The sequence below is a fragment of the Pantoea sp. E2023-21 genome, from assembly GCF_051302795.1.
GTDB lineage: Bacteria > Pseudomonadota > Gammaproteobacteria > Enterobacterales > Enterobacteriaceae > Pantoea > Pantoea ludwigii_A.
On sequence record NZ_CP195344.1, the window covers coordinates 2,901,092 to 2,926,678 of the forward strand.

General features: G+C 54.9%; 27 protein-coding genes. 13 read left to right on the forward strand and 14 right to left on the reverse strand.

Going from position 1 to position 25,587, the window contains the following annotated elements; genetic code table 11:
- Positions 1-25: 25 nt before the first annotated feature.
- From ACRQ84_RS13685 to ACRQ84_RS13695, 3 genes are all read left to right on the forward strand, one after another.
- A complete protein-coding gene (locus ACRQ84_RS13685) occupies positions 26-1,042 on the forward strand; it encodes a hydrolase (RefSeq protein WP_064739705.1) in 1,017 nt (338 codons plus the stop codon).
- Positions 1,043-1,044: 2 nt separating this feature from the next.
- A complete protein-coding gene (locus ACRQ84_RS13690) occupies positions 1,045-1,263 on the forward strand; it encodes a YheU family protein (protein WP_007892223.1) in 219 nt (72 codons plus the stop codon).
- Positions 1,264-1,324: 61 nt separating this feature from the next.
- A complete protein-coding gene (locus tag ACRQ84_RS13695) occupies positions 1,325-2,194 on the forward strand; it encodes a phosphoribulokinase (protein ID WP_483816340.1) in 870 nt (289 codons plus the stop codon).
- Positions 2,195-2,274: 80 nt separating this feature from the next.
- Here the strand turns inward: ACRQ84_RS13695 and ACRQ84_RS13700 are convergent, their stop codons facing one another.
- Positions 2,275-2,679, reverse strand: coding sequence for an OsmC family protein (locus ACRQ84_RS13700; RefSeq protein ID WP_483816341.1), 405 nt, complete (start codon positions 2,677-2,679; stop codon positions 2,275-2,277).
- A 304-nt stretch (positions 2,680-2,983) separates the two neighbouring features.
- On the opposite strand from ACRQ84_RS13700, the gene crp reads away from it, so the two are divergent.
- Both crp and ACRQ84_RS13710 read left to right on the forward strand, forming a co-directional pair.
- A complete protein-coding gene (gene crp, locus ACRQ84_RS13705) occupies positions 2,984-3,616 on the forward strand; it encodes a cAMP-activated global transcriptional regulator CRP (RefSeq protein ID WP_003852956.1) in 633 nt (210 codons plus the stop codon).
- A gap of 58 nt (positions 3,617-3,674) precedes the next feature.
- A complete protein-coding gene (locus ACRQ84_RS13710; RefSeq protein WP_064739709.1) occupies positions 3,675-5,753 on the forward strand; it encodes a YccS/YhfK family putative transporter in 2,079 nt (692 codons plus the stop codon).
- Here the strand turns inward: ACRQ84_RS13710 and argD are convergent.
- Both argD and ACRQ84_RS13720 read right to left on the reverse strand, forming a co-directional pair.
- A complete protein-coding gene (gene argD / locus ACRQ84_RS13715) occupies positions 5,750-6,970 on the reverse strand; it encodes a bifunctional acetylornithine/succinyldiaminopimelate transaminase (protein ID WP_064739710.1) in 1,221 nt (406 codons plus the stop codon). The genes ACRQ84_RS13710 and argD overlap by 4 nt on opposite strands.
- 87 nt (positions 6,971-7,057) lie before the next feature.
- Positions 7,058-7,633 (reverse strand): aminodeoxychorismate synthase component II, encoded by a 576-nt coding sequence (locus ACRQ84_RS13720; protein WP_064739711.1) that lies wholly within the window; start codon positions 7,631-7,633, stop codon positions 7,058-7,060.
- 150 nt (positions 7,634-7,783) lie between these two features.
- Between ACRQ84_RS13720 and ACRQ84_RS13725 the strand changes: the two genes are divergently transcribed.
- Positions 7,784-8,155 carry a type II toxin-antitoxin system RelE/ParE family toxin gene (locus ACRQ84_RS13725; protein WP_483816342.1) on the forward strand — a complete coding sequence of 124 codons (372 nt, stop codon included), beginning with the start codon at positions 7,784-7,786 and terminating at the stop codon, positions 8,153-8,155.
- Positions 8,139-8,462 carry a helix-turn-helix domain-containing protein gene (locus tag ACRQ84_RS13730; RefSeq protein WP_483816343.1) on the forward strand — a complete coding sequence of 108 codons (324 nt, stop codon included), beginning with the start codon at positions 8,139-8,141 and terminating at the stop codon, positions 8,460-8,462. The genes ACRQ84_RS13725 and ACRQ84_RS13730 overlap by 17 nt, the downstream gene beginning before the upstream one ends.
- On the opposite strand, the gene ACRQ84_RS13735 is transcribed toward ACRQ84_RS13730, so the two are convergent.
- The 3 genes from ACRQ84_RS13735 to ppiA form a co-directional block, all read right to left on the reverse strand.
- Positions 8,457-9,056: a putative adenosine monophosphate-protein transferase Fic gene (locus ACRQ84_RS13735; protein WP_064739714.1), complete on the reverse strand. Its 600-nt coding sequence runs from the start codon at positions 9,054-9,056 to the stop codon at positions 8,457-8,459. The two genes, ACRQ84_RS13730 and ACRQ84_RS13735, sit on opposite strands and share 6 nt — an antisense overlap.
- A complete protein-coding gene (locus tag ACRQ84_RS13740; protein WP_483816344.1) occupies positions 9,046-9,216 on the reverse strand; it encodes a YhfG family protein in 171 nt (56 codons plus the stop codon). The genes ACRQ84_RS13735 and ACRQ84_RS13740 overlap by 11 nt, the downstream gene beginning before the upstream one ends.
- A 98-nt stretch (positions 9,217-9,314) precedes the next feature.
- Entirely contained in the window at positions 9,315-9,887 is a 573-nt protein-coding gene (ppiA, locus tag ACRQ84_RS13745; protein WP_064739715.1) for a peptidylprolyl isomerase A, read from the reverse strand.
- 262 nt (positions 9,888-10,149) lie between these two features.
- Between ppiA and tsgA the strand changes: the two genes are divergently transcribed.
- Positions 10,150-11,328, forward strand: coding sequence for an MFS transporter TsgA (gene tsgA, locus ACRQ84_RS13750; RefSeq protein ID WP_483816345.1), 1,179 nt, complete (start codon positions 10,150-10,152; stop codon positions 11,326-11,328).
- 33 nt (positions 11,329-11,361) lie between these two features.
- On the opposite strand, the gene ACRQ84_RS13755 is transcribed toward tsgA, so the two are convergent.
- Entirely contained in the window at positions 11,362-12,645 is a 1,284-nt protein-coding gene (locus ACRQ84_RS13755) for a cytosine deaminase (protein WP_483816346.1), read from the reverse strand.
- 288 nt (positions 12,646-12,933) lie between these two features.
- On the opposite strand from ACRQ84_RS13755, the gene nirB reads away from it, so the two are divergent.
- The 5 genes from nirB to ACRQ84_RS13780 all read left to right on the forward strand — a co-directional run bounded on the left by nirB (position 12,934) and on the right by ACRQ84_RS13780 (position 18,561).
- Positions 12,934-15,474, forward strand: coding sequence for a nitrite reductase large subunit NirB (gene nirB / locus ACRQ84_RS13760; protein WP_483816347.1), 2,541 nt, complete (start codon positions 12,934-12,936; stop codon positions 15,472-15,474).
- Entirely contained in the window at positions 15,471-15,797 is a 327-nt protein-coding gene (nirD, locus tag ACRQ84_RS13765; RefSeq protein WP_483816348.1) for a nitrite reductase small subunit NirD, read from the forward strand. Before nirB ends, nirD begins: the two co-directional genes overlap by 4 nt.
- Positions 15,798-15,827: 30 nt before the next feature.
- Positions 15,828-16,631: a nitrite transporter NirC gene (nirC, locus tag ACRQ84_RS13770; protein ID WP_483816349.1), complete on the forward strand. Its 804-nt coding sequence runs from the start codon at positions 15,828-15,830 to the stop codon at positions 16,629-16,631.
- A 44-nt stretch (positions 16,632-16,675) separates the two neighbouring features.
- Positions 16,676-18,040 (forward strand): siroheme synthase CysG, encoded by a 1,365-nt coding sequence (cysG, locus tag ACRQ84_RS13775; protein ID WP_483816350.1) that lies wholly within the window; start codon positions 16,676-16,678, stop codon positions 18,038-18,040.
- Between the two features lie 74 nt (positions 18,041-18,114).
- Positions 18,115-18,561: a hypothetical protein gene (locus tag ACRQ84_RS13780; protein ID WP_064739722.1), complete on the forward strand. Its 447-nt coding sequence runs from the start codon at positions 18,115-18,117 to the stop codon at positions 18,559-18,561.
- A gap of 598 nt (positions 18,562-19,159) precedes the next feature.
- Here ACRQ84_RS13780 and trpS read toward each other — a convergent pair.
- The 7 genes from trpS to aroK all read right to left on the reverse strand — a co-directional run bounded on the left by trpS (position 19,160) and on the right by aroK (position 25,250).
- On the reverse strand, positions 19,160-20,164 hold the full coding sequence (trpS, locus tag ACRQ84_RS13785; protein WP_064739723.1) for a tryptophan--tRNA ligase: 1,005 nt from the start codon (positions 20,162-20,164) through the stop codon (positions 19,160-19,162).
- Between the two features lie 15 nt (positions 20,165-20,179).
- A complete protein-coding gene (locus tag ACRQ84_RS13790; protein ID WP_064739724.1) occupies positions 20,180-20,857 on the reverse strand; it encodes a phosphoglycolate phosphatase in 678 nt (225 codons plus the stop codon).
- Positions 20,841-21,524 carry a ribulose-phosphate 3-epimerase gene (gene rpe / locus ACRQ84_RS13795; protein WP_007892266.1) on the reverse strand — a complete coding sequence of 228 codons (684 nt, stop codon included), beginning with the start codon at positions 21,522-21,524 and terminating at the stop codon, positions 20,841-20,843. Before rpe ends, ACRQ84_RS13790 begins: the two co-directional genes overlap by 17 nt.
- A gap of 65 nt (positions 21,525-21,589) precedes the next feature.
- Positions 21,590-22,402, reverse strand: coding sequence for an adenine-specific DNA-methyltransferase (gene dam / locus ACRQ84_RS13800; protein ID WP_064739725.1), 813 nt, complete (start codon positions 22,400-22,402; stop codon positions 21,590-21,592).
- A gap of 96 nt (positions 22,403-22,498) precedes the next feature.
- Entirely contained in the window at positions 22,499-23,536 is a 1,038-nt protein-coding gene (locus ACRQ84_RS13805) for an SPOR domain-containing protein (protein WP_483816351.1), read from the reverse strand.
- Between the two features lie 64 nt (positions 23,537-23,600).
- Positions 23,601-24,689, reverse strand: a complete 1,089-nt coding sequence (gene aroB / locus ACRQ84_RS13810; protein ID WP_064739727.1) for a 3-dehydroquinate synthase — start codon at positions 24,687-24,689, stop codon at positions 23,601-23,603.
- 39 nt (positions 24,690-24,728) lie between these two features.
- Positions 24,729-25,250 carry a shikimate kinase AroK gene (gene aroK, locus ACRQ84_RS13815; protein ID WP_008107887.1) on the reverse strand — a complete coding sequence of 174 codons (522 nt, stop codon included), beginning with the start codon at positions 25,248-25,250 and terminating at the stop codon, positions 24,729-24,731.
- Positions 25,251-25,587 lie beyond the last annotated feature (337 nt).

The following is a 25,587-nucleotide window of genomic DNA, read 5'->3' on the forward strand; positions in this document are numbered from 1 at the left end:
AACCCATCGAAGCTATCAGCGACTTATGCATCAGACAAGCCTTTACCCAAGCTATTTTGATCGCCCCAGCGGCGAGCGCTTTAAACCACTGCGCGGATTCACTAACGCGCATCTGCAAACGCTGCTGCCGCGCATTCTACGTCGCCGCGTTACCTTACGTCCGCACTGGCAGCGTCTTGACCTGCCGGACGGCGATTTTGTTGATTTAGCGTGGAGTGAAGACCCGGCGCAGGCGCGTCATAAGCCGCGCATGGTGATGTTTCACGGTCTGGAAGGCAGCTTTCGCAGTCCCTACGCGCACGGCCTGATGCAGGCGTGTCAAGCGCGTGGCTGGCTGGCGGTGGTAATGCACTTCCGCGGCTGCAGCGGCGAACCGAACCGCTTAAAGCGCATCTATCACTCCGGTGAAACCGAAGACGCAACCTACTTTCTTAACTGGCTGCAGCGCGAATGGGGCACCGTGCCAACCGCCGCCGTCGGCGTATCCCTGGGCGGCAACATGCTCGCTTGCCTGCTGGGTCAGCAAGGTCACGATGTACCGATTGATGCGGCCATTGCCATCTCGGCGCCGCTGGCGCTCGAGCCATGCAGCACCAAACTGGATGTCGGCTTCTCGCGTTTCTATCAGCACTATTTGCTGACGCGGCTGAAGAAAAACGCCACGCGTAAATTACACGCCTGGCCCGGCACGTTGCCGGTCGATCTCGCCCAACTGCGCGCTTTTCGCCGCTTACGCGAATTTGATGATGCGATAACCGCACGTGCGCACGGTTTTATTGACGCGAACGACTATTATCAACGTGCCAGCGCGATGCCGCTGCTGACCGGCGTGCGTAAACCGCTGCTGATTATTCATGCGCAAGACGATCCCTTTATGACCGATGCGGTTATTCCGCAACCTGACCAGCTTTCAGCATCGATTCAGTATCAACTGACGCAGCAAGGCGGCCACGTTGGCTTTGTCGGCGGCACCTTGCTTAAACCGAAAATGTGGCTGGAACAGCGCGTACCCGATTGGCTCTCAACGTATCTGGATGTGTAATTGTGATTATTCCCTGGCAAGAACTCGAAGCGGACACGCTGGAAAACCTGATTGAAACCTTTGTGTTACGCGAAGGTACTGATTATGGCGAGCAGGAACGCAGTTTACTGCAAAAAGTTGCCGACGTGCGCCGCCAGCTGGAGCGTGGCGATGTGGTGCTGGTGTGGTCGGAACTGCATGAATCCATCAATATCATGCCAAAAGGTGAATTCCGCGGCTGATGCACCCCGCGGCAATTCGTGGTAACAATGCTCATCGCCGGACCTCACAGGGAGCTCTGTTATGTCAGCCAGGCATCCAATTATTGCCGTTACCGGTTCCAGCGGCGCCGGAACCACTACCACCAGCCTTGCCTTCCGTAAGATTTTCCAGCAGCTGAATTTGCATGCAGCGGAAGTAGAAGGTGACAGTTTCCATCGCTTCACGCGTCCGGAAATGGACATGGCGATCCGCAAGGCGCGCGATCTGGGTCGCCATATCAGTTACTTCGGCCCGGAAGCCAACGACTTCGGCTTGCTTGAGCAGACGTTCAGGCATTACGGCCAAACCGGTTTGGGCGAATCGCGTAAATATTTGCACACTTACGACGAAGCCGTGCCGTGGAATCAGGTGCCGGGCACTTTCACCCCCTGGCAACCGCTGCCGGAGAACACTGATGTGCTGTTCTATGAAGGCTTGCACGGCGGCGTGGTCACGCAGCAGCAAAATGTCGCAGAGCATGTCGATTTGCTGGTTGGCGTAGTCCCGATTGTTAATCTTGAGTGGATTCAGAAGCTGGTGCGCGACACGGGCGAGCGCGGTCATTCGCGTGAGGCGGTGATGGATTCGGTGGTGCGTTCAATGGAGGATTACATCAACTTCATCACGCCACAGTTCTCACGCACCCACATTAACTTCCAGCGTGTGCCAACCGTTGATACGTCCAACCCATTTGCGGCACGCGAAATTCCGTCGCTCGACGAAAGTTTCGTAGTGATTCATTTCCGCGGTCTGGAAGGCATCGCGTTCCCCTATCTCCTGTCGATGATTCAGGGATCGTTTATCTCCCACATCAATACGCTGGTGGTGCCGGGCGGAAAAATGGGACTGGCGATGGAGCTGATTATGCTACCGCTGGTGCAGCGACTCATTGAAGGGAAGCGGATTGAGTGAGTGTCATTGGTCGCCATGAATGGCGACCCTACGAAATGAGAGCGTTTTGTAGGGTGCGCATTAATGCGCACCTGCCAGCATTAAAGCGCGATCACTTCGTAGCTATGCGTAATTTCCACGCCTTTGCCCAGCATGATCGCCACCGAGCAATATTTTTCCGCTGACAAATCAACCGCGCGTGAAACCGCCTTGTCGCTTAACGCTTTGCCGCTGACGATGAAGTGCAGATTGATGCGGGTAAAAATACGTGGCGCTTCTTCGCGACGTTCTGAAGTGAGTTTCACTTCGCAATCGGCGACATCGCTGCGCCCTTTTTGCAGGATCGACACCACATCAATAGCGCTACAACCGCCCGCCGCCATCAGCACCATCTCCATTGGACTTGGCGCTTTATCACCGGAATTACCGTCCATTAATACCTGATGGCCGGATGAGGATTCTCCGAGAAAGGTCAAACCTTCCACCCATTTCACTCGTGCCTGCATTATTCTTTCTCCTGAAGAGGCGGTTTTGCCGCCAGAGTACGCTTTCACCTGACAAACAGCAATCCAGAGTAATCCCCCTTCTGCTGAAGCGAGACAACACAAGACAGCTCGCTAAAGCTGTGCTACAAACAGTGCTGAAAATATTTTCGTCATTACAGACGAAGGCGGGAAGAATCAAAAGCGTAGCTTAAGAGTCCACCCGGAATAATTTTTCCTTTACTGGAAACGCTCGACGATTAAACCGCCTGACAGGGAAAAATGCCCCCTGTATTTTGGGCACGATTACAACAGAGGATAATAGCGAATGGTTCTCGGCAAACCGCAAACAGACCCTACACTCGAATGGTTCCTGTCCCATTGCCATATTCACAAATATCCATCCAAAAGCACGCTCATCCATCAGGGTGAGAAAGCGGAAACGCTGTACTACATCGTGAAAGGTTCCGTAGCGGTACTGATTAAAGATGAAGAAGGCAAAGAGATGATTCTCTCCTATCTCAATCAGGGAGATTTTATCGGCGAACTCGGTCTTTTCGAAGAAGGCCAGGAACGCAGTGCTTGGGTGCGTGCGAAGTCTGCCTGCGAAGTGGCTGAAATTTCATACAAAAAATTCCGTCAGCTGATTCAGGTAAACCCGGATATTTTAATGCGACTTTCGTCGCAAATGGCGCGTCGTCTGCAAGTGACATCTGAGAAAGTGGGCAACCTTGCCTTCCTCGATGTGACCGGACGTATCGCGCAAACGCTGCTAAATCTGGCCAAACAGCCAGATGCGATGACTCACCCGGACGGGATGCAAATCAAAATCACCCGTCAGGAGATTGGTCAGATCGTGGGCTGCTCACGCGAAACCGTGGGTCGTATCCTGAAAATGCTGGAAGATCAGAATCTGATCTCCGCACACGGTAAAACCATCGTCGTTTACGGCACCCGCTAATTTCTTCTCACCCACGGCGTGATGGCAACATCGCGCCGTTTCTATTTGCGATGAGCTGATGTGGCGCCGAATCATCTATCATCCTGAAGTTAACTATGCGCTGCGGCAAACGCTGGTGCTGTGCCTGCCTGTGGCTCTCGGCTGGCTGTTTGGCGATCTGCAAAAAGGTCTGCTGTTCTCGTTAGTGCCTGCCTGTTGCAATATGGCGGGGCTGGATACGCCGCACAAACGCTTCTTCAAACGCCTGATTGTAGGGGGTTCGCTGTTTGCCACCGGCAGTTTCCTGATGCAAATCCTCACCGCGTACCAAATTCCGCTGCCGCTGATTTTGCTGGCGCTGCCGCTGCTGATTGGCGTGACCGGTGAAATCGGCCCACTGCATGCGCGCCTGCTCCCCGCGACGTTAATCGCCGCCATCTTTACGCTCAGTTTAGTGGGACGCATGCCGATGTGGGTGCCGCCGCTGCTCTACATAGGCGGCACGCTGTGGTACGGCTTGTTCAACTGGTTCTGGTTCTGGCTGTGGAAAGAGCAGCCGATGCGCGAATCGCTTAGCCTGCTGTTCCGTGAGCTGGCCGATTATTGCGATGCCAAATACACCTTACTGACGCAGTTGACCGATCCGGAAAAAGCGCTGCCCCCCCTGCTGGCACGCCAGCAAAAGGCGGTCGATCTCATCACGACCTGCTACCAGCAAATGCACATGTTGTCGGCCAGCCGTGATAACAGCCACAAACGTCTGACACGCGCTTTTCAGGTGGCGCTGGATTTACAGGAACACATCTCGGTGAGTTTGCATCAGCCCGAAGAGGTGCAAAAGCTCGTGGAGGAGAGCCACGCCGAAGCGGTGATTCGCTGGAACGCCAAAATCATCTCAGCCCGGCTGCGCGTGCTGGCCGATGCGATCCTCTACCATCAATTACCCGATCGTTTTCACATGGAGAAACAGCTCGGCGCGCTGGAGAAAATTGCGCGCCAGCATCCGGATAATCCGGTCGGCAACTTCTGCCTGTATCACTTCAGTCGCATCGCCCGCGTGTTGCGCACGCAGAAGCCACTCTACACACGTGACCTGATGGCCGATCGCCAGCGCCGTTTGCCGCTGTTGCCGGCGTTGCGCAGTTATCTGTCGTTCAAATCTTCCGCGTTACGCACCGCCGCTCGTTTCGCCGTGATGCTGATGTTTGGCAGCGCGTTGGCGCTGTTCTTCAACATTCCCAAACCTTACTGGATTCTGATGACCATCATGTTCGTCAGCCAGAACGGCTACAGCGCGACACGCGTGCGTATTCAGCACCGTGCGCTGGGCACCTTTGCGGGTTTGCTGATCGCTGCCGCCTCGCTACAGCTGGCGGTGCCGGAATCGATCACGCTGCTGTTTATGCTGGGGATCACGCTGGCAAGTTATCTGATCACGCGGAAATATTATGGCTGGTCGATGATTGGCTTCACCGTCACCGCAGTGTATTCGCTGCAGCTGCTGTCACTTAACGGCGCGCAATTTTTACTGCCACGCATGATGGATACCCTGATGGGCTGTTTGATTGCCTTCGCCGGGATGATTTGGTTGTGGCCGCAGTGGCAAAGCGGGCTGCTGCGCAAGAACGCACACGATGCGCTGGAAGCGTATCAGGATGCCTTGCGACTGTTGCTGGGACCGGAACAGTCGCCCGAGAAACTGGCTTATCAGCGCATGAAGGTTAATCAGGCGCACAATGCGCTGTTCAACTCATTGAACCAGGCATCGAGCGAGCCGGGCTTTAACCTGCAATATCTAAAAGATATGCGCATGTGGGTAACGCACAGTCAGTTCATTGTCGAGCATATTAACGCCATGACGATCCTGGCGCGCGAACACACCATGTTGACGGCGAAGCTGGCAGAACGTTATCTGCAATCCTGTGAAATCGCGCTGCAGCGTTGTCAGCAGCGGCTGGCATATGACGGGCCGGGCAACGACAGTAATATTCTGGAGGCGCCGGAGAATCTTAATGAAGGGCCGGTGACGATTGTCGAACAGCATGTGAAGCGGATCTTGCAGCACCTTAACGTCATGCACACCATCTCTTCACTGGCGTGGAGCCAGCGACCGCATCATGGTCGCTGGCTCAAGGTGTTACGTCCTAAAGCGGATTAAGCGGCCAGTACCTTTTCAATCGCGCGGGCGAAACGCGTCATGCCTTCGGCGATATCGGTAGGTTCAATCACCAGTGACGGCACAAAACGAATCACATCGGTGCCCGCAGTGAGAATCATCAGCCCTTCCGCTGCGCAAGCGTTGAGAATGTCACGCGCTTTGCTGGCAAACTGCGGCTTCAGCGCGGCCCCCATCAGCAGACCTTTGCCGCGAATCTCGCTAAAGATAGCGAATTTGCTGTCGATGGCTTGCAGCGCTTCAACAAATTGCTGACGACGTGCTTCTACACCTGCCAGCACTTGCGGCGTGTTGATGATATCCAACGCGGTTTCGGCAATCGCACAGGCCAGCGGATTGCCGCCGTAGGTGGTGCCGTGTACGCCCGGCGCCATCACCGAGGCAATTTCGTTGGTAGTCAGCATCGCACTCACCGGGAATCCGCCGCCCAGCGCTTTCGCGGTGGTGAGGATATCGGGCTTAATGCCGTAATGTTCATAGCTAAACAGTTTGCCGCTGCGGCCCATGCCGCTCTGCACTTCATCCAGCACCAGCAACGCATGGTGTTCATCACAGAGCGCGCGCAGACCTTGCATAAATTCTTGCGTAGCCGGCACAACGCCACCTTCGCCCTGAATCGGCTCGACCACGATGGCGCAGGTATGATCGTCAATCACCGCTTTGACCGCCTCAAGATCGTTGAACGGCACATGCACGATATCCGCCGGTTTTGGACCGAAACCATCGGAGTATTTCGGTTGGCCACCAACCGACACGGTAAACAGCGTGCGGCCGTGGAAGGCATTGTGAAAGGCGATGATTTTGCTTTTGAACGGGCTGTGTTTTTTACAGGCGTAATAACGCGCCAGCTTGAATGCCGCTTCGTTGGCTTCCGCACCGGAGTTACCGAAAAATACCCGATCGGCAAAGGTAGCAGCGATCAGTTTGCTGGCCAGACGCAGCGCCGGTTCGTTGGTGAACACGTTGCTGGTGTGCCACAGCGTTTCGCCCTGCGTTTTCAGCGTTTCCACCAGCGCCGGATGGCAATGGCCCAATGCAGTCACCGCGATACCGCCGGAGAAATCGATATACTCTTTGCCCTGCTGATCCCACACTCGGCTGCCTTTGCCTTTAACCGGCACAAACTGCGCAGGTGCATAAACAGGCAAAATAACGTTATCGAACGTTTCCCGGGTTACCGCTAGTTTTTCCGCTGCCATTGACGACCTCATCGGGTTATTTGTTGAGCTGATGTGAAATTATAATCACAAAATATGCATAAAAAATCACACGAAGGCAAACATAAGTTACGCGTTGAGGAAATTAGCCAGCAGCTGATGCCCTTGCTCACTGAGAATGCTTTCCGGATGAAACTGCACGCCTTCCAGCGACAAGCGACGATGGCGGAAACCCATGATCTCATCCGGCTGGCCATCGCGCAGGCTCCACGCGGTGACTTCAAACTCAGCAGGCAGCGAATCGCGCGCCACAATCAATGAATGGTAGCGCGTCACAGTAAGCGGATTGTTCAGACCGCGAAACACACCTTGACTGGTGTGCTGGATCAGCGAGGTTTTGCCGTGCATCACCTGGCGCGCGCGCACCACCTGCGCACCATAGGCTTGTGCGATCGCCTGATGCCCGAGGCAAACGCCAAGAATCGGCACGCGTCCGGCGAAATGGCGAATAGCCGCGAGCGAAATGCCGGATTGATCCGGCGTACATGGGCCAGGTGAAATCACCAGATGCGTCAGCGGCAGCGCGTCAATCTCATCCAACGTAATGGCGTCGTTGCGCACGACGCGCACGTCAGCGCCCAACTCGCAGAAGTATTGGTAGAGATTCCAGGTAAAGGAGTCGTAGTTATCGATTAGCAGCAGCATATTAAGTCGTAAATGTGAGTCATTGCTGGCGACCGGCGCAAGAAAGGTCGCAAAAGAGCCATGTTAACACCTTCAAATTGAATACCCGCTAGCTGACAAAAAAAGAATCTGATTACTCTCACACTCAGTGCTATATTTTGGAGAGTTGCTATGTCAGCTAATGCACGTGTGTTCAAAACGAAGTGGTTCAGCAAGCAAGCCCGGCGGCATTTAATTGGTGATGAAGAACTTTGCCGCGCTATGGCAGCAGTAAGACTTGGCTATGCCGATGATTTAGGTGGTGGAGTATTTAAAAAGCGTCTGCAGCAGAATCGCGATCGCGCCATCATTTTGGCGAAAGGCGGGAAAAACTGGATTTATACTTTCCTATTCGCCAAACAAGACCAGATTAGCTTGAGCGAAAGCGAGCTTGAAGGCTTTCGCGAGCTGGCAAAACATTACTCGCTTATTTCAAATGAGGCTCTGAACCGGTTGATCGCCGTGCGGGAGTTGGTGGAGATGTGTCATGACCATAACGCGTAAATTTAAAAGTCCGGCTCTGGAAGCCATCCATAGCGCTGCATCGGGTCTGTTTGAAGCCGATGCTATCAGTAAACAAAGCATGCGTAACTTTGATGAACGTTGCCTAAGCGATGTCGTCGCGCTCGATGCGCAGGCGATAAAAAACCTGCGCGAGAATTTAAACATCAGCCAGCCGGTTTTTGCCCGCTATTTGAATACCAGCGTTTCAACCGTGCAAAAGTGGGAAACCGGTGCTAAACGCCCCGGCGGTATCTCTCTTAAGCTGTTGTCGGTAGTGCAAAAGCACGGTTTGGAAGTGTTGTTATAAGATCTGCGCCGGACTCACCACTTTCGCAAACTGCGCGGTGAGCGGTTCGAGATCGCCTGCGACGCCAGCCGAGATCGCGGCGCGCCACGCCTCGCGTTCAAGGGTTTCCCACGACAGCTGATAACCGGCATGCAGCGCTAACTGTTCGAAGAAAATACGCTGGACGCGGCCATTACCGGCGCGGAACGGATGCAGCACGAAAATCTCACAGTAATAATGCGCAATGCGCGCCACGAACGCCTGTTGCTCGAGGTCGGCCAATCCGCGCTCTTCCTCAAGCGCCTGCATCAGCGTATTGCCCTCTTTCTCAATATATTCGCAGTGACAATACGGTGTTTCGTCACGCCAGATATCGATGGTACGCAGTTCTCCCGCCCAGCTGTAGAGATCCTGAAACAGGGTGCGATGAATGTGGCACAGGCGCGGCAAACCGAGGCTGCGCTGACCTAGTTCTAAGGTCGCCAGGCGTGCGGTGCTAAAAGCCAGTTCGGCTTTACGCAGCTGCGTTTCATCATGAATTTCAAGGCGATTCTTCAGCACGCTATCGTTATGCCACAAATAGGGATCGCGTACTGCCAGACTGTTATCCGCCATATTGTCTCCTTAGCGACGCAAGTCGTTCTTCTGCGTGTTCGGCGTCGATTAGCGGCTCATTGGACGTGTAACCGGCCAGACGACAGCTGGCTTGATAGCTCGCAGCACGGCGCTGCTGCCACAAGGTGGCTTTCTGTTTCTCGGTGAGTTTGCTGGTCATAGCGCCTCCGGCAAGCAATGAGCCCTAAGTATAAGCAGCATTTTTTTGCTTTGCCGGAGTGCAAATGACGCGCCTATAAAAAATGGCGCGTTTCGGAATTAAGGCAGGACTTTGGCGGAGAGGATAACAATCGGTTTTGACGGCACATTTTGGTACGGACCCACATCTTTAGTCGGGACCTGCGCAATCTTATCGATCACATCCTGGCCTTTCACAACTTTACCAAATACCGCATAGCCGAAATCACGCTGACCGTGATCGAGGAACGCGTTATCGGCCACGTTGAGGAAGAACTGGCTGGTGGCGCTATCTTTATCTGCGGTACGTGCCATCGAAATGGTGCCACGCAGATTACGCAAGCCGTTGTCGGCTTCGTTTTTGATTGGCGCTACCGTTTGTTTCTGCTGCATATCGGTGGTGAAACCCCCGCCCTGAATCATAAAACCAGGAATAACGCGGTGGAAAATGGTGTTGTTGTAGAAACCGTTGTTGACGTAATCAACGAAGTTTTTCACCGAAACCGGGGCTTTCTGGTTGTTCAGTTCGAGTTCAATATTGCCCGCAGAGGTGGTGAGCAGCACATGCGTATCCCCTTTTGCTGCCAGCGCAGCAGAAGATACGGAAGAGAGTGCTAACAGGGCAACCGCCGCTGTCAAAGTACGCTTAAGCATGAAAGATTCCTTACCATGGAGAGCTAGCTTAAAAACGAGATCGATTGTAAAGAGCATGTGATCCAAGAGCCAGCGTTTTACCGATATTTACGTGGATGTTGCTATTGTCATACTTTTGCCGCCACGCAATCATTTGCGTGACTAAAATCACACTATTAATGAAATATCTCAGCCTTGTTTCACTCGTTGTTTATTAAGATCACGCTTGCACTTACAATTCATGACACTTTTTGCCAACCTCGGCGCTTAACAGGTTCAGAACATGACAAACCGTAATCGGCTCGGCCTTACCTGGATTAGCTATTTCTCTTACGCGCTCACTGGCGCACTGGTGATCGTTACCGGTATGGTGCTGGACAATATCGCGCAGTATTTCCAGCGTCCTATCTCTGAAATGAGCAACACCTTCACTTTCCTTAATGCAGGCATTTTGGTGTCGGTGTTCCTGAACGCCTGGCTGATGGTGATTGTGCCGTTGAAGCGCCAGCTGATCTTTGGCTTCGTACTGATGATCCTCGCCGTTGCGGGTCTGATGACCAGCCACGATCTCACCGTCTTCTCGCTATGCATGTTCGTGCTCGGCGTAGTCAGCGGTATCACCATGTCGATCGGTACGTTCCTGATCACCCATCTTTACGATGGTCGTCAACGCGGCGCACGTCTGCTGTTCACCGATTCATTCTTCAGCATGGCGGGCACCATCTTCCCGATCATTGCCGGTGTCCTGCTGGCGCGCGCGCTGCCATGGTATTGGGTTTATGCCTGCATCGGCATCATTTATGTCGCGATCTTTGTGCTGACGCTGTTCATTGAGTTCCCGGTACTGAAAAGCGAAGCCGCTAAGCCGGGCGTTGAGAAAGAGAAGTGGGGCATCGGCGTGCTGTTCCTGTCGATTGCAGCGCTGTGCTACATCCTGGGCCAGCTCGGCTTTATTTCGTGGGTGCCAGAATACGCCACCAAATCGATGGGCATGGATATCGCCGCTGCCGGTCAACTGGTAGGTAACTTCTGGACCGCGTATATGGTCGGTATGTGGGTGTTCAGCTTCGTGCTGCGCTTCTTCGATCTGCAACGCATTCTGATGGTGCTGGCCGCGCTGGCAACCGGTTTGATGTACTGGTTCGTCACCGCCAAAGACGCCAGCATGCTGCACTGGATCATCATGACGTTGGGCTTCAGCTCAAGCGCCATTTACACCACCATCATCACGCTGGGTTCGCTGCAAACCAAGGTCTCTTCACCAAAGCTGGTGAACTTCATCCTGACCTGCGGCACCGTTGGCACTATGCTGACGTTCGTCGTCACTGGCCCAATCGTGGCGCAAGGTGGCGCGCATGCTGCGCTCTCTACCGCTAACGGTTTGTACGCAGTAGTGTTTGTGATGTGTGTTCTGCTGGGCTTTGTAACCAAACATCGCCAGCACGGCCACGTAACGCACTAAGTTTGACGGGCGGAGAGAGCTCCGCCCTGCTCTTCAGCGTTTGAACGTTACCGCTTCTTTTTCCGCTAAATAGATCGCACTGCTGGCGGGCTGGGTCGCGGCGACTAGCACCCCTTTGCGCAGCGAATAACGCACCGGCACCTGACGCCGCACCGCATCAAATCCGCTTTCCGCCGGCAGAATAATCAGACTGGCATCATTGCCTGGTTCCATACCGTAATGCTTCAGCTGCATCGTTTTGGCGCTGTTCGCCGTAATCAGCTGCAATCCATTATCGATCTGCTCGTAGCCCATCAGCTGACAAACGTGCAATCCCATATGCAGCACCTGCAACATGCTGGCGGTGCCAAGCGGATACCAGGGATCGAATACATCATCGTGCCCGAAACAGACGTTAATATTCGCGTCCAGCAGTTCTTTCACCCGCGTGATGCCACGACGTTTCGGATAGCTATCAAAGCGCCCTTGCAGATGGATGTTTACCAACGGATTGGCCACAAAGTTGATATTAGAGAGCTTGAGCAGGCGGAACAGCCGCGACGTGTACGCATTGTTGTAAGAGTGCATCGCCGTGGTGTGGCTGGCGGTCACGCGCTCGCCGTTGCCATCGCGATGCGCCAGCGCCGCCACGGTTTCGACAAAGCGCGACTGTTCATCATCGATCTCGTCGCAATGCACATCCACCAGCCGATCGTAGCGATTCGCCAGCGCAAACGTCTTATGCAGCGACTCTATGCCATATTCGCGGGTGAACTCATAATGTGGAATCGCGCCCACCACATCCGCGCCCATGCGCAGCGCCTCTTCCAGCAAGGCTTCGCCATTGGGATAAGAGAGAATCCCTTCCTGCGGAAACGCCACAATCTGAATATCGATCCACGGTGCCATTTCCGCTTTCACCTCCAGCATCGCTTTTAACGCGGTGAGCGTGGGATCCGAAACATCAACGTGGGTGCGCACATGCTGAATACCGTTGGCGATTTGCCACTTCAATGTTTGCTGCGCGCGCTGTTTCACATCTTCATGACTCAGCAGCGCTTTGCGCTCCGCCCAGCGTTCGATGCCTTCAAATAGCGTGCCGGATTGGTTCCAGGCAGGTTCGCCAGCAGTTTGCGTGGTGTCGAGGTGAATATGCGGCTCGATAAACGGCGCGCTCGCCAGTCCGCCCTCAGCATCCAACGTGTCAGGCTGTGCTGGGGTTTGCGACGGCTGCGGGCGAAGGTGCGCAATTTTGCCGTTGTCGATTTCGATTTGCCACAAGCCTTGCTGGCCCGCTACGCGCAGGTTGTTGATCCACTTCAGTGACGGATTTGCCATGCCGTTCTCCTGTAAAACACAAAATCTAAAGCTAGCATGAAAACCAATGCCACCGCGGGCACATTCCGTAGCTGCGCAATTTATTGCGCGACAAATCGCCCCGCTACGGAATGTGCGACGAAGAAAATGATTGGGTAATTATCAACCAAATAAGCCACTTAACTAATTCGTTCAAAATCAGTTACATACCTCAAAATAGGTATATGGGGACGCGCTTGATGTACATCAATAAGCGCCAAAAGCGACACGTTAAGGTAAGCGCAGATACCGCAATTTTTTGAGGCAAGCATGAGCAAGCACAGTGTCGTTATTATTGGCAACGGCATGGTCGGCCACCGCTTTATAGAAGAACTTATCGACAAAGATGAATCTAATCAGTTTGCGATAACCGTTTTCTGTGAAGAACCCCGCGTCGCCTATGACCGCGTCCACCTTTCCGCCTATTTCTCCCACCATACTGCTGAAGAACTGTCGCTGGTACGCGTGGGTTTCTATGAAAAGCATCAGGTCAAGCTGCTGCTAGGCGAACGCGCTATCACCATCAACCGTGATGAAAAATTGATCCATTCTAATACCGGTCGCGCGGTGCATTACGACACGCTGATTTTCGCCACCGGCTCATATCCGTGGATTCCGCCGATCAAGGGCGCGGAAGGCAGCGACTGCTTTGTCTATCGCACCATTGAAGACCTCAACGCCATCGAAGCCTGTTCACGCCGCACCACGCGCGGAGCAGTCATTGGTGGCGGATTACTGGGGCTCGAAGCGGCAGGCGCGCTGAAAAACCTCGGCATTGAAACCCACGTGATTGAGTTCGCGCCGGTGCTGATGGCAGAGCAGCTCGATCCGCAAGGCGGCGAGCAGCTACGACGCAAAATCGAGCAGATGGGCGTACGCGTGCATACCGGCAAAAACACGCAGCAAATCGTCCATCATGCCAAAGGCGGTAAAACGCTGGAGTTTGCCGACGGCAGCGCGCTGGATGTGGATTTCATCGTCTTCTCCACCGGCATTCGCCCGCAGGACAAACTCGCCAAACAGTGCGGTTTGCAGCTAGGCCAGCGCGGCGGTATTGCCATTGACGACAATTGCCAGAGCAGCGATGCAGACATCTTCGCCATCGGTGAATGCGCCGCCTGGCAGAACCGCATTTATGGCTTAGTCGCACCGGGCTATAAAATGGCGCAGGTCGCCAGCGACAGGTTGGTTGGTCGCGACAATGCCTTTGCTGGGGCAGATATGAGCGCCAAGCTGAAATTGCTGGGCGTTGATGTCGGCGGAATTGGCGATGCGCATGGTCGCACGCCGGGCGCGCGCAGCTTCGTGTGGCTTGATGAGCAAAAAAATATCTATAAGCGCCTGATTGTTAGCGAAGATAACCGCACGCTGTTAGGTGCCGTGTTAGTCGGTGATACCAGCGATTACGGCAATCTGCTGCAGCTGGCGCTGAATAATATCGCGTTACCGGAAAATCCGGCCTTGCTGATCCTGCCCGCAGGCAGCGGTGAGAAGCCGGTAATGGGCGTGGATTCGCTGCCGGACAGCGCGCAAATTTGCTCCTGCTTCGACGTCAGTAAAGGCGATATCGTCAAAGCCGTGCAAGGCGGTTGCCATACGGTCGCCGCACTGAAAACCGAAACCCGCGCCGGAACCGGCTGCGGCGGCTGTATTCCATTGATTACTCAGGTACTGAATGGCGAACTCAGTCGTCAGGGTATCGAAGTTAATAATCATCTGTGCGCACACTTCCCCTACTCACGCCAGGAGTTGTATCACCTGATTCGCGTGGAAGAGATCAAATCCTTCGATGCACTGCTAGCCAAATATGGTCAAGGTTACGGCTGTGAAGTATGCAAACCCACGGTGGGTTCGCTGCTGGCTTCCTGCTGGAACGAGTATGTGCTGAAGCCGCAGCTGGCACCGCTGCAGGACAGCAACGATCTGTTCCTCGGTAATATCCAGAAAGACGGCACTTATTCGGTGATCCCGCGCTCAGCCGGTGGCGAGATCACGCCGGAAGGGTTGATGGCGATTGGCGCCGTGGCGCGTCAGTACAATCTTTACACCAAAATCACCGGCTCGCAGCGTATTGGTTTGTTTGGCGCACAGCGCGATGACTTGCCAGCTATCTGGACGCAGCTGATTGACGCAGGCTTTGAAACCGGCCAGGCGTACGCTAAAGCGCTGCGCATGGCGAAAACCTGCGTGGGCAGCGTCTGGTGCCGCTTTGGCGTCGGCGATAGCCTCGGCTTCGGCATCGAACTGGAAAACCGCTACAAAGGCATTCGTACCCCGCACAAGATGAAGTTTGGCGTCTCCGGCTGCACGCGCGAGTGTGCCGAAGCGCAGGGTAAAGACGTGGGCATCATCGCCACCGAGAAAGGCTGGAACCTGTATGTCTGCGGCAACGGCGGCATGAAGCCACGTCACGCCGATTTGCTGGCCGCCGATCTCGATCGCGACACACTGCTGCACTATCTCGATCGCTTCATGATGTTCTATATCCGCACCGGCGATCGCCTGCAGCGTACCTCGCTGTGGCTGGAAAGCATGGATGGCGGCATCGATTATCTGCGCAGCGTGATTGTCGACGACAAGCTCGGTCTGAATACGCAGCTGGAGCATGAACTGACGCGTCTGCGTGCCGAGGTGGAATGTGAATGGGCCGCGACGGTGCAAGATCCGCAGCAGCAGAGCCACTTCAGTACCTTTATCAACAGCGATCGACGCGATCCGCTGGTGCAGCATATCAACCAACGCGATCAGCACCGTCCGGCGCAACCCGCCGAACGTATTGCGGTCACCCTGATTGAGGAGATCGACGCATGAGCCAGTGGCATTCAGTGTGTGAACTCAGCCAAATCCTGCCTGCGACCGGTGCATGCGCGCTGATCAAAGGCCAGCAAATTGCCATCTTCCGTCCGCGTGACGATGAGCAACTCTACGCCATAAGCAATATCGATCCTTTTGCCCAGGCTAGCGTGTTATCCCGCGGCCTGATTGCAGAGCACCAGCAGGCGCTGTGGGTGGCGAGTCCACTGAAGAAACAGCGTTTCCGCCTGAGTGACGGCTTGTGTCTGGAAGACGAAGCGCGCTCGGTGGCGAGCTATCCGGTGCGCGTCAGCGCGGGCAAGGTTGAGATATGTGCCTGACAGCATTCCTTCACTTTATGAGACGTCACTATGTTCACTGACACCCTGAATAAATGCGCCGCCAACGCGGCGCGCATTGTGCGTACTGCGCAGCACAGCCCGCTGGCCTTCTGGATCAGCTCGGCGATGGCGGGCGCTTACGTTGGCCTGGCGATTATCCTGATCTTCACGCTCGGCAATCTGGTCGATCCGGCTTATCGTCCACTGTTGATGGGCGCGACCTTTGGTATCGCCTTAACGCTGGTGATCATCGCCGGTTCCGAGCTGTTCACCGGCCACACCATGTTCCTGACCATTGGTGTGAAAGCGGGCAGCATTAATCAAGGCCAGATGTGGTGCGTATTGCCGCAAACCTGGCTGGGTAATCTGCTCGGTTCGGTATTGGTCGCACTGATTTATTACTCTGCAGCGGGTCCGCTGCTGCCGAATGCCGGATCGCTGCTTCACAGTGCGGCGCTGGCAAAAACCGTGCAGCCGGCGATGGCGCTGTTCTTTAAAGGCGCGCTGTGTAACTGGCTGGTATGCCTGGCGATTTGGATGGCGGTACGTACTGAAGGAACGGCGAAGTTCATCGCTATCTGGTGGTGTTTGCTGGCGTTTATCGCTTCCGGCTATGAGCACTCCATCGCCAACATGACGGTCTTTGCGCTGTCGTGGTTTGGTCAGCATAATGCAGACCTCACTTTGAGCGGCATCGGCCACAACTTGCTGTGGGTGACACTGGGCAACATGTTCTCCGGCATGGTACTGATGGGTCTCGGTTACTGGTACGCCACCCCGCAGGCGCAACGCCCGCAGGCAGAAGCGCAAACCACGCCGCTCAAAACGGCATAACACTTTTTTCAGCCCGCCTTGAGCGGGCTTTTTTAGGATGAGCGATGGACTACTTTCCGCTGTTTTGCCGCCTGCAAGGTAAACGCTGTTTGCTGGTTGGCGGTGGTGATGTGGCAGAACGCAAAGCGCGTTTACTGTTGGAAGCCGGTGCCGATCTGCACGTTGGCGCACTGGATTTCTCCCCTGCGTTTCAGCAGTGGGCACAACAGGGAAAGTTGACTTTATTACCCGGCGCGTTTGATGAACGCTGGTTAGAAGGCTGTTGGTTGGTGATTGCCGCCACCGACGATGATGCGGTTAACCAGCAGGTCGGTGATGTGGCGGAGCAGCGACGCATCTTCTGCAATCTGGTGGATGCACCGCAGGAAGCCAGCGCGATTATGCCATCGATTATCGATCGCTCACCGCTGATGATTGCCGTCTCTTCTGGCGGCCGCGCACCGGTGCTGGCGCGTTTACTGCGAGAAAAACTTGAAGCGATGCTGCCACAACATCTCGGCGAGCTAGCGTCATTGGCCGGTTCGCTGCGAAGCCGCGTAAAGCGGTCCTTCAACAGCATGGCGCAGCGTCGTGCTTTCTGGGAGCGCTTCTTCGTTAGCGATCGTCTGGCACAAAGCCTTGCAAATGGCGATCGGCCGCGCGCGAAGCACATCGTCAAGACCTTGTTCGATGCGCCGCTGTCGCAGCAAGGCGAAGTGGTGCTGGTGGGGGCCGGGCCGGGCGATGCGGGACTGCTGACATTAAAAGGCCTGCAGCATATCCAGCAGGCCGATGTGGTGGTGTATGACCGCTTAGTCTCCGAGCCGATTCTCAACCTGGTGCGCCGCGATGCTGAGCGCATCTTTGTGGGTAAACAAGCGGGTAATCACTGCGTACCGCAAGCGCAGATTAACCAGGTTCTGCTGGAGCAAGCGCAGAGCGGCAAGCGCGTAGTGCGACTGAAAGGCGGCGATCCTTTTATCTTTGGTCGCGGCGGCGAGGAGCTGGAACTGCTGGCGCAGCACAACATCCCGTTTAGCGTAGTGCCGGGTATCACCGCCGCGTCGGGCTGTTCCGCCTACAGCGGCATTCCGCTTACGCATCGTGACCACGCGCAAAGCGTGCGCTTCGTGACCGGCCATTTGCAGCAGCACGGTGAAATCGAATGGCGCAAACTGGCCGCCGAGCAACAAACGCTGGTGTTCTATATGGGGTTGGCGCAGGCGCCTGAAATCCAAAAGCAACTGATGCAGCACGGCATGGATGCAGCGATGCCGGTGGCGATTGTGCAAAACGGTACCACGCCGCAGCAGCGCGTAGAGACCGCAACCCTGGCGGAGCTGGCAACCCTGGCGCAGCAGTTTGCCAGTCCGGCTCTGATTATTGTGGGTCGCGTAGTGGAGCTGCGTTCCCAGTTACGCTGGTTCTGAAGCGGCAAAAACTGTACAGCACTGCGCTTTGTCGCCAGACTAATAGCCATCTTTCTCATTGATAAGGAGTTTCCATGCGCGTTGCTTCACTGGTTTGCGCGTTGTTATTGCCGCTGAGCGCGGTTGTCACCGCTGCACCCGTTACCTGGTCGAACGTCATCGGCGAATGGCAGGTGGTGGCGGTAACGCCCAGGAAGGAAGTCGGGCAGCTGTATATCAAGAATGACCCGCAGTTTATGGGCGCGCGCGTGGCATTTAAGCCGAACGCGATAACCTGGACACGTGGTACCGCCGAACGCAGCATCCATCCTGCGGTCGATAACTGCGCAACTAAACCGCGTCTCACTGCCGCCAATGGCGCGGGACAAGATCGTGATTTCACCTTCCGCTACGGTTTTAACGTGAGCTGTGGCAATAAGGCGTGGGGACCGGCACCCGGCGCGGTAATCAGCGTGCTGGCTGACGGCAACGCCCGCCTGTTTTGGGATGGCGCAGAACTGGCGTTACATCGCATCAAATAAAAAACGGCGGGTCATAGAGACCTAATGCTCGTCAGTTAAGCGCCGTATCAAATCGCCGCACCTTCCGTAGCAGCGCGATTTATCGCGCAATGAATTGCGCCGCTACATTGTGCGCACTCGGTAATTAGGGTTTTCATCTCTTAAATGACGAGCATTAGCCATTTATGGCGACAAGGACACCACCCTTGTGCGGCCATTGAAATGGTCGTCATTAATGACGACCCTACAATTCTGGCAGCGATTATGCAGTTTAATATGCACTGCAGTAGCAGCGTGGGTGTTGAGGCGACATCCTAACCCGCTGAGCGAGAGAGGGATTCCAGGGCGAACCGCATGGATGCGGTGAGAGGCGGCGCTGAGCAGGAGCGAATCGCCGCCGGTCCGTCAGGAATCTTGTCGAGTGAAGGCACCGCGTAGCGGCGGGTTGGGCTGGCGCAGGGCCCGGGAGTGAAGAGGGCGTGGCCAGACGCCCTCTTCTCGTTCGCCGCACGGCTGAACTGCAACTGCCACAGCCAATGGCGAACGAAAGTCGCTCTGCGCATAACTGATCGGCATTAGGTCATAACGACCCGCCGTTACGCGTTATCCCGCCAGCCGCTTACGGCTGCGCGACAAAGCCGACCGCTTCGTACACTTTCTTCAGCGTTTCCTGCGCATGCGCGCGGGCTTTCGCTGCGCCATCGCGCATCACCTGATTCAGCAGCTCTTCGTCGTTACGGAAACGATGGTAGCGCTCCTGCAGATCGGTCAGCATGCCGGAAACCGCATCCGCTACCGCGCCTTTCAGGTGGCCGTACATTTTGCCTTCGAACTCCTGCTCCAGCTCGGCAATGGTTTTGCCGGTCACGCCTGAGAGAATATCCAGCAAGTTGGAAACACCGGCTTTCTCTTTGACGTCGTAGCGCACCACTGGTGGCTCGGCGGAGTCAGTCACCGCGCGTTTGATCTTCTTGACCACCGCTTTAGTGTCTTCCAGCAGACCAATCACGTTATTGCGGTTGTCGTCTGACTTGGACATTTTCTTCGTCGGCTCAAGCAGCGACATCACGCGTGCGCCCGATTTCGGAATGAACGGCTCTGGCACTTTGAACACATCGCCGTATAGCGCATTGAAACGCTGCGCGATATCGCGGCTCAGTTCCAGATGCTGCTTCTGATCCTCGCCAACCGGCACCTGATTGGTTTGATACAGCAGGATATCGGCCGCCATCAACACCGGATAATCAAACAAACCCGCGGTGATGTTTTCCGAGTAGCGCGCTGATTTATCTTTGAACTGCGTCATGCGGCTCAATTCGCCGAAATAGGCGTAGCAGTTCAGCACCCAACTCAGCTGCGCGTGCTCTGGCACGTGCGACTGAACAAAGATGGTGCTTTTAGCCGGGTCGATGCCGCAGGCAAGATAGAGCGCTAAGGTATCCAGCGTAGCTTTACGCAGCGCAACAGGATCCTGACGTACGGTGATGGCGTGCAGATCGACGATGCAGTAAATGCAGTGGAAGTCATCCTGCATCTGCACCCACTGACGCAGCGCACCCATATAGTTGCCAATGGTCAGTTCACCGGAAGGCTGGGCGCCGCTGAAAACGATGGGTTTGCTCATGTTATGTCCTGATAATCACAGCCCGATAGCGGGCAAAAGTTCGTCAAAAGAGTCGAGAGTTAAATCGGGAAGGCTGGTCGCAATCGGCTCACCGTAGTTGTAGCCAAATGTCATACCGATGTTCGGTACGCCTGCCGCTTGGGCCGCGAGAATATCATTGCGGGAATCGCCGACAAACAGCAATTGTCCGGGAAGCACACCAAAATGGCCGAGTACCAGGAAAATAGCCGCCGGATGGGGCTTTTTCACTATCACGTCGTCACCGCCGATTATCTGCGTGAAGTATTCGGCAATACCGAGCGACTTAAGCAGCGGAGCAACAAACGGTGTGGGCTTATTGGTGACGATCGCCAGCGGCAGGCCTTTCGCCTGCAGCGCTGCCAGCGTCTCTTTCACCTGCGGGAACAGCGTGCTGCCCGCTTCCACCGTTTGCGCGTAATACTTATCAAACAGCGCACGCGCATCGCGTTGCTCTTCAGCATGTGGCTCGCGTCCTAGCGCCCAGGTCAGCGCACGGCTCATCATCACGTCTGCGCCGTTACCAATCCAGGTGGAGGCTAATGCCACACCCGGCGGCGGCAGTTGCAGATCGGCCAGCGCATGATCGATGGCTTGTGCTAAACCTGGCGCGCTATCAACCAGCGTACCGTCCAGATCAAACGCCAGCGCGCGGATATCAGTGAAATGAGCCATTAACTTTCTCCAGTTCGCCACGCATTTCATCGATCACTTTTTTGTAATCCGGATGACCAAAGATCGCAGAACCCGCGACAAACATGTCAGCGCCGGCGGCAGCAATTTGACCGATGTTATCGATTTTCACACCGCCATCGACTTCCAGACGAATGTTGTAGCCGCTTTGATCGATCAGGCGACGTGCCTCGCGCAATTTATCGAGCGTTCCGGGAATGAAGGATTGACCGCCAAAACCTGGGTTGACCGACATCAACAGAATGATGTCCAGCTTATCCATTACATAATCGAGGTAGTCGAGCGGCGTGGCAGGATTGAATACCAGTCCGGCTTTGCAGCCGTGCTCTTTGATCAGCTGCAGCGTGCGGTCAACATGCTCACTGGCTTCCGGATGGAAAGTAATGAAGGTGGCGCCTGCTTTTGCGAATTCCGGGATCAATGCATCCACAGGTTTGACCATCAGATGCACATCAATAGGTGCAGTGATGCCGTAATCGCGCAGCGCTTTCAGCACCATCGGCCCCATCGTCAGATTGGGAACGTAGTGGTTATCCATCACATCGAAATGGACCACATCACCACCTGCCGCCAGCGCTTTGGCCGTGTCTTCACCTAAACGGGCGAAGTCTGCAGCCAGAATTGAAGGGGCCAGTAAAAATTGTTTCATCCGATTCTCCCAATTTTGTGCGCCAGCCGGAGCTGGCGTAATGCCTTGGTCGCGGACGAAACAGGCTAGCGGAAAAGCGCCAGCAGTTCGTCGACCTGAGTGCGACCACTTATGCTTCGGCTGATGGAACGCCGGGCTTTGACTACGTGTAAATCCGCATTCTGATACCACTCACGCGTGAGCACCGTATCGTGATTAGAAATCAGTACCGGGATGCGATTTTGCTGCGCCAGCTTATTGGCCAATTCCGCCAGATGCTGCTGCTCGCGCAGACTAAAACTGTTGGTATGGTACGCGGTAAAATTCGCTGTCGCCGAAAGCGGTGCATACGGCGGATCGCAATAAACGACTGAGCCTTCAACGGCGTTGTTCAGAGTAACATCGTACGATTCACAGACAAAGGTCGCTTTTTGCGCCCGTTCGGCAAACCATAACAGCTCCGCTTCAGGGAAATACGGCTTACGATAACGGCCAAAAGGCACGTTAAACTCACCGCGCAGATTGTAGCGGCAAAGCCCGTTATAACCGTGGCGATTGAGATACAAGAACAGCACTGCGCGCTGATATTCATCTTTGCTCGCATTGAAAGCGATGCGCTGCGCGTAGTAGGTTTCCGCGGTATTACCTTCGGCATTGAAGAGCTGACGCGCGTCTTCAATGAAACCCGCAGTGCGCGTTTTAACGATGTTATACAGATTGATGAGATCACCGTTGATGTCCGCCAGGTGATAGCGGTCATAATCGGTGTTGAGGAACACAGAACCAGCGCCGACAAAGGGTTCGATAAGACAATCACCTTGTGGCAAATGACGACGAATGTCATCAAGGAGCGGGTATTTCCCTCCGGCCCATTTCAGGAAAGCGCGATTTTTTTTCATGCTGTCGTGGTTATTACATCTTAATTATTGGCTGTGGTGAAACCGACAGCAGCTCTGCGCTTTAAACGGGGCCGCATGTACGCGGCCCCACATCAATTACTGACTTTCTTTCTTCACCTGGCTAAGCGGTTTTACCCACGGATTGGCTGCACGCACTTCCGCTGGCAGTGATGCCACGGCGCGTTTCGCATCGGCTGGCGTGGCGTAAGCACCGCTGACCAACACATACCAAGGCTCACCGTTACGCGTGGTTTTATATACGTGATAACCGCTCAGGTTCTGTTTTCTCGCCCAGGCGTTCAGGCTCTCTTCTTTCGACGCACCGCTCAGCTGCAGCGTGTAATTTCCGCCTGACGGCAGCGACTTGCTGGCACCGCTCGAAGTCGCAGGCGCGGCATTGCGCGTCGCGGTGGTGCGTGTGTTGTTATCTTTCACGGGTGCCGGTTTAGAAGCGGCCGGTGCTTTATGCGGGGTCGACGCATGCGTCTCGCGTGTACCGTTATTGCTGGTGCGCGCAGGTGTTTCTGGACGCATCGCGGGCGGCGTAATCGCTTTACCATTGCCGCTAACCGTTGCCGGTGCGGTTGGCAGCGAACTGTTGCCCTGCGCACCTTGTGCCGCAGCATCAACTGAACCTTGCTGATTGTTCAGCGCAGTATTGAGATCGCCCGGCAGCGTGACGCGCTGTTGGTTGGCTGGCGTATCCACAGGCGCAGCCTGGGTCGGCGTAGAAGAGACCGATGGCATCGAGATGGATTGTGAGTCATTGCCCGCTGGTGCAGCCGTGCCCGCCGTGTTTTGCGGTGCGCTGCTTTCAGCTGAAGGAGTGGCATTTTGCTGGCCGCTCATAGACGTCGATCCCGAAAGGTCGATGTTCTTTTCGCTGCCACCGGCAGAAGGTGCCGCGCCGTTATTAGCGGTATTCGTTGCGGGTTTTTTCTCGTCTGGGCCGGTTAATGCTGAACCTATACCCAGCACCACCAATAGCAGAACCAAAATACCAATGCCCATCATCATATGCTGACGAGAAACCGGTACTTTCACTTTTGGCGCAGAAGACGATTTGCGTGGCCGTGTCGGACGGCGATCACTGGCGTCAGGTTTTAACTCGTCTTCCGGTTTGAACTCATCCATTTAGCCTCCTCCGTAAAACGACGCGCTTCCCACACGCCGCATCACCACTCGTCACGTCTAATAATCAGGGTTTCTGGCAATCGTTAATTGCAGCCAGCACCATATCATGTGCAACACCTGCACGCACTTCAGAGCGGCCAATAGCGAGAGGCAGCACCAGACGCAACTCGCCCGCCAGCACTTTTTTATCGCGCATCATGTGTGGCAAATAATCTTCCGCTGCCATGCTCGCCGGGCCATGCACTGGCAAACCGGCACGCAACAGCAGCGCGATAATACGATCGGTTTCGCCCGAGGTGAACTGACCCAAACGTTCAGCGGTACGTGCAGCCATCACCATGCCAGCCGACACCGCTTCGCCGTGCAGCCAGTTGCCGTAGCCCATATGCGCTTCAATCGCATGACCAAAAGTATGGCCCAGATTGAGCAGTGCGCGTACGCCGGTTTCGCGCTCATCAGCCGCTACCACTTCTGCTTTTAGCTCGCAGCAGCGACGGATACAGTAAGCAAGGGCTTTTTCATCCAGCGCCAGCAGAGCATCAAGGTTCTGCTCCAGCCACTGGAAGAATTCGCCATCAAGAATAATGCCGTATTTGATCACTTCCGCCAGACCGGACGCTAATTCGCGCGGCGGCAGAGTGGCCAGGCAATGTGTATCCACAACGACAGACGCAGGCTGATAAAACGCCCCAATCATGTTTTTGCCGAGTGGATGGTTTACCGCGGTTTTTCCACCGACGGAGGAGTCAACCTGAGACAACAAGGTGGTCGGCACCTGAATAAAGCGCACGCCACGCTGATAGCTGGCTGCAGCAAATCCGGTCAAGTCACCAATCACTCCACCACCGAGTGCAATCAGCGTGGTATCACGGCCGTGCGGCTTTTTCAGCAGCGCGGTGAACACCTCGTCCATTACAGCCAGCGTTTTGTACTGCTCACCATCAGGCAAAATGACTTGATCCACCTTTACACCGGCATTGCTAAGAAGCGCTGACAGGGGTTCGAGATAGATCGGCGCCAGCGTCTGGTTTGTCACCAGCATGGCATTGTCGCCTGCTTTGAGCGGCCAAAAAGAAGCCGGATCGTTAAACAGTCCGGCAGCGATGGTAATGGGGTAACTGCGATCCCCGAGTGAAACAGTGATCTTCTCCATGATGACCGATACCTATTGCTGAGCCCTCAGGGCGCTGGATTAGTTCTTTTCCAGCATGTTGATGATCTGATTGGCCACCACTTTTGCACTTTGATCGTCAGTGCGAATAGTGACATCAGCGATCTCTTCATAAAGCGGATTACGTTCACCTGCTAGCGCTTCCAGTACTTCGCGCGGCGGTGATTCAACCTGCAACAGCGGACGCTTTTTATCACGCTGGGTACGAGCAAGCTGCTTTTCGATGGTGGTTTCAAGGTATACGACCACACCGCGGGCGGAGAGACGATTACGGGTCTCGCGGGATTTGACTGAGCCGCCACCGGTCGCGAGCACAATGCCTTGCTTCTCGGTCAGCTCATTAATGATCTTTTCTTCACGATCGCGGAAGCCTTCTTCGCCTTCCACATCAAATACCCAGCCTACATCCGCTCCGGTGCGTCGCTCAATTTCCTGATCGGAATCGAAAAATTCCATATTGAGTTGCTGAGCCAACTGACGACCAATAGTGCTTTTGCCGGCACCCATCGGCCCAACCAGAAAGATATTGCGTTTCTCTGCCATTTTATCGGTATTACTAAGAATTCGTTGATGATACCCCGCGTTCAGCGTAGCTGGCGGGACAGGAACTGAGACCTCATGAGCGTTAACAAGAGTCAGACGGAAAATTATCTCAACACTCATGGCCGTTTGGCAACCGAATAAATTGCCCCCGGCGACCTCTTAACAGGACCGGTCTGTGGTTCGCGAGACGGTAACGCACCTTCGCTAATCCACTATATTTCGTGCTACAGGCACGCTGGCCGGGGTCATCCACTGTAATCGCTTACTGATGTAAGCACAGTAAATTCACTCATTTAACGTCTTACTGAAGCTCGAATTATTTTGGAGATATTTCTTT

Coding starts and splice junctions, on each gene's coding strand:
- ACRQ84_RS13790 (WP_064739724.1), bottom strand. CDS start 20,857: ATGGCTCATTTCACTGATATCCGCGCGCTGGCGTTTGATCTGGACGGT.
- ACRQ84_RS13755 (WP_483816346.1), bottom strand. CDS start 12,645: ATGGCAAATCCGTCACTGAAGTGGATCAACAACCTGCGCGTAGCGGGC.
- ACRQ84_RS13730 (WP_483816343.1), top strand. CDS start 8,139: ATGACCATAACGCGTAAATTTAAAAGTCCGGCTCTGGAAGCCATCCAT.
- dam (WP_064739725.1), bottom strand. CDS start 22,402: ATGAAAAAAAATCGCGCTTTCCTGAAATGGGCCGGAGGGAAATACCCG.
- ACRQ84_RS13740 (WP_483816344.1), bottom strand. CDS start 9,216: ATGACCAGCAAACTCACCGAGAAACAGAAAGCCACCTTGTGGCAGCAG.
- ACRQ84_RS13695 (WP_483816340.1), top strand. CDS start 1,325: ATGTCAGCCAGGCATCCAATTATTGCCGTTACCGGTTCCAGCGGCGCC.
- rpe (WP_007892266.1), bottom strand. CDS start 21,524: ATGAAACAATTTTTACTGGCCCCTTCAATTCTGGCTGCAGACTTCGCC.
- trpS (WP_064739723.1), bottom strand. CDS start 20,164: ATGAGCAAACCCATCGTTTTCAGCGGCGCCCAGCCTTCCGGTGAACTG.
- crp (WP_003852956.1), top strand. CDS start 2,984: ATGGTTCTCGGCAAACCGCAAACAGACCCTACACTCGAATGGTTCCTG.
- ACRQ84_RS13725 (WP_483816342.1), top strand. CDS start 7,784: ATGTCAGCTAATGCACGTGTGTTCAAAACGAAGTGGTTCAGCAAGCAA.
- nirB (WP_483816347.1), top strand. CDS start 12,934: ATGAGCAAGCACAGTGTCGTTATTATTGGCAACGGCATGGTCGGCCAC.
- nirC (WP_483816349.1), top strand. CDS start 15,828: ATGTTCACTGACACCCTGAATAAATGCGCCGCCAACGCGGCGCGCATT.
- ACRQ84_RS13720 (WP_064739711.1), bottom strand. CDS start 7,633: ATGCTGCTGCTAATCGATAACTACGACTCCTTTACCTGGAATCTCTAC.
- cysG (WP_483816350.1), top strand. CDS start 16,676: ATGGACTACTTTCCGCTGTTTTGCCGCCTGCAAGGTAAACGCTGTTTG.
- ACRQ84_RS13780 (WP_064739722.1), top strand. CDS start 18,115: ATGCGCGTTGCTTCACTGGTTTGCGCGTTGTTATTGCCGCTGAGCGCG.
- ACRQ84_RS13735 (WP_064739714.1), bottom strand. CDS start 9,056: ATGGCGGATAACAGTCTGGCAGTACGCGATCCCTATTTGTGGCATAAC.
- nirD (WP_483816348.1), top strand. CDS start 15,471: ATGAGCCAGTGGCATTCAGTGTGTGAACTCAGCCAAATCCTGCCTGCG.
- tsgA (WP_483816345.1), top strand. CDS start 10,150: ATGACAAACCGTAATCGGCTCGGCCTTACCTGGATTAGCTATTTCTCT.
- ACRQ84_RS13700 (WP_483816341.1), bottom strand. CDS start 2,679: ATGCAGGCACGAGTGAAATGGGTGGAAGGTTTGACCTTTCTCGGAGAA.
- ACRQ84_RS13805 (WP_483816351.1), bottom strand. CDS start 23,536: ATGGATGAGTTCAAACCGGAAGACGAGTTAAAACCTGACGCCAGTGAT.
- ACRQ84_RS13710 (WP_064739709.1), top strand. CDS start 3,675: ATGTGGCGCCGAATCATCTATCATCCTGAAGTTAACTATGCGCTGCGG.
- ppiA (WP_064739715.1), bottom strand. CDS start 9,887: ATGCTTAAGCGTACTTTGACAGCGGCGGTTGCCCTGTTAGCACTCTCT.
- aroB (WP_064739727.1), bottom strand. CDS start 24,689: ATGGAGAAGATCACTGTTTCACTCGGGGATCGCAGTTACCCCATTACC.
- argD (WP_064739710.1), bottom strand. CDS start 6,970: ATGGCAGCGGAAAAACTAGCGGTAACCCGGGAAACGTTCGATAACGTT.
- aroK (WP_008107887.1), bottom strand. CDS start 25,250: ATGGCAGAGAAACGCAATATCTTTCTGGTTGGGCCGATGGGTGCCGGC.
- ACRQ84_RS13685 (WP_064739705.1), top strand. CDS start 26: ATGCATCAGACAAGCCTTTACCCAAGCTATTTTGATCGCCCCAGCGGC.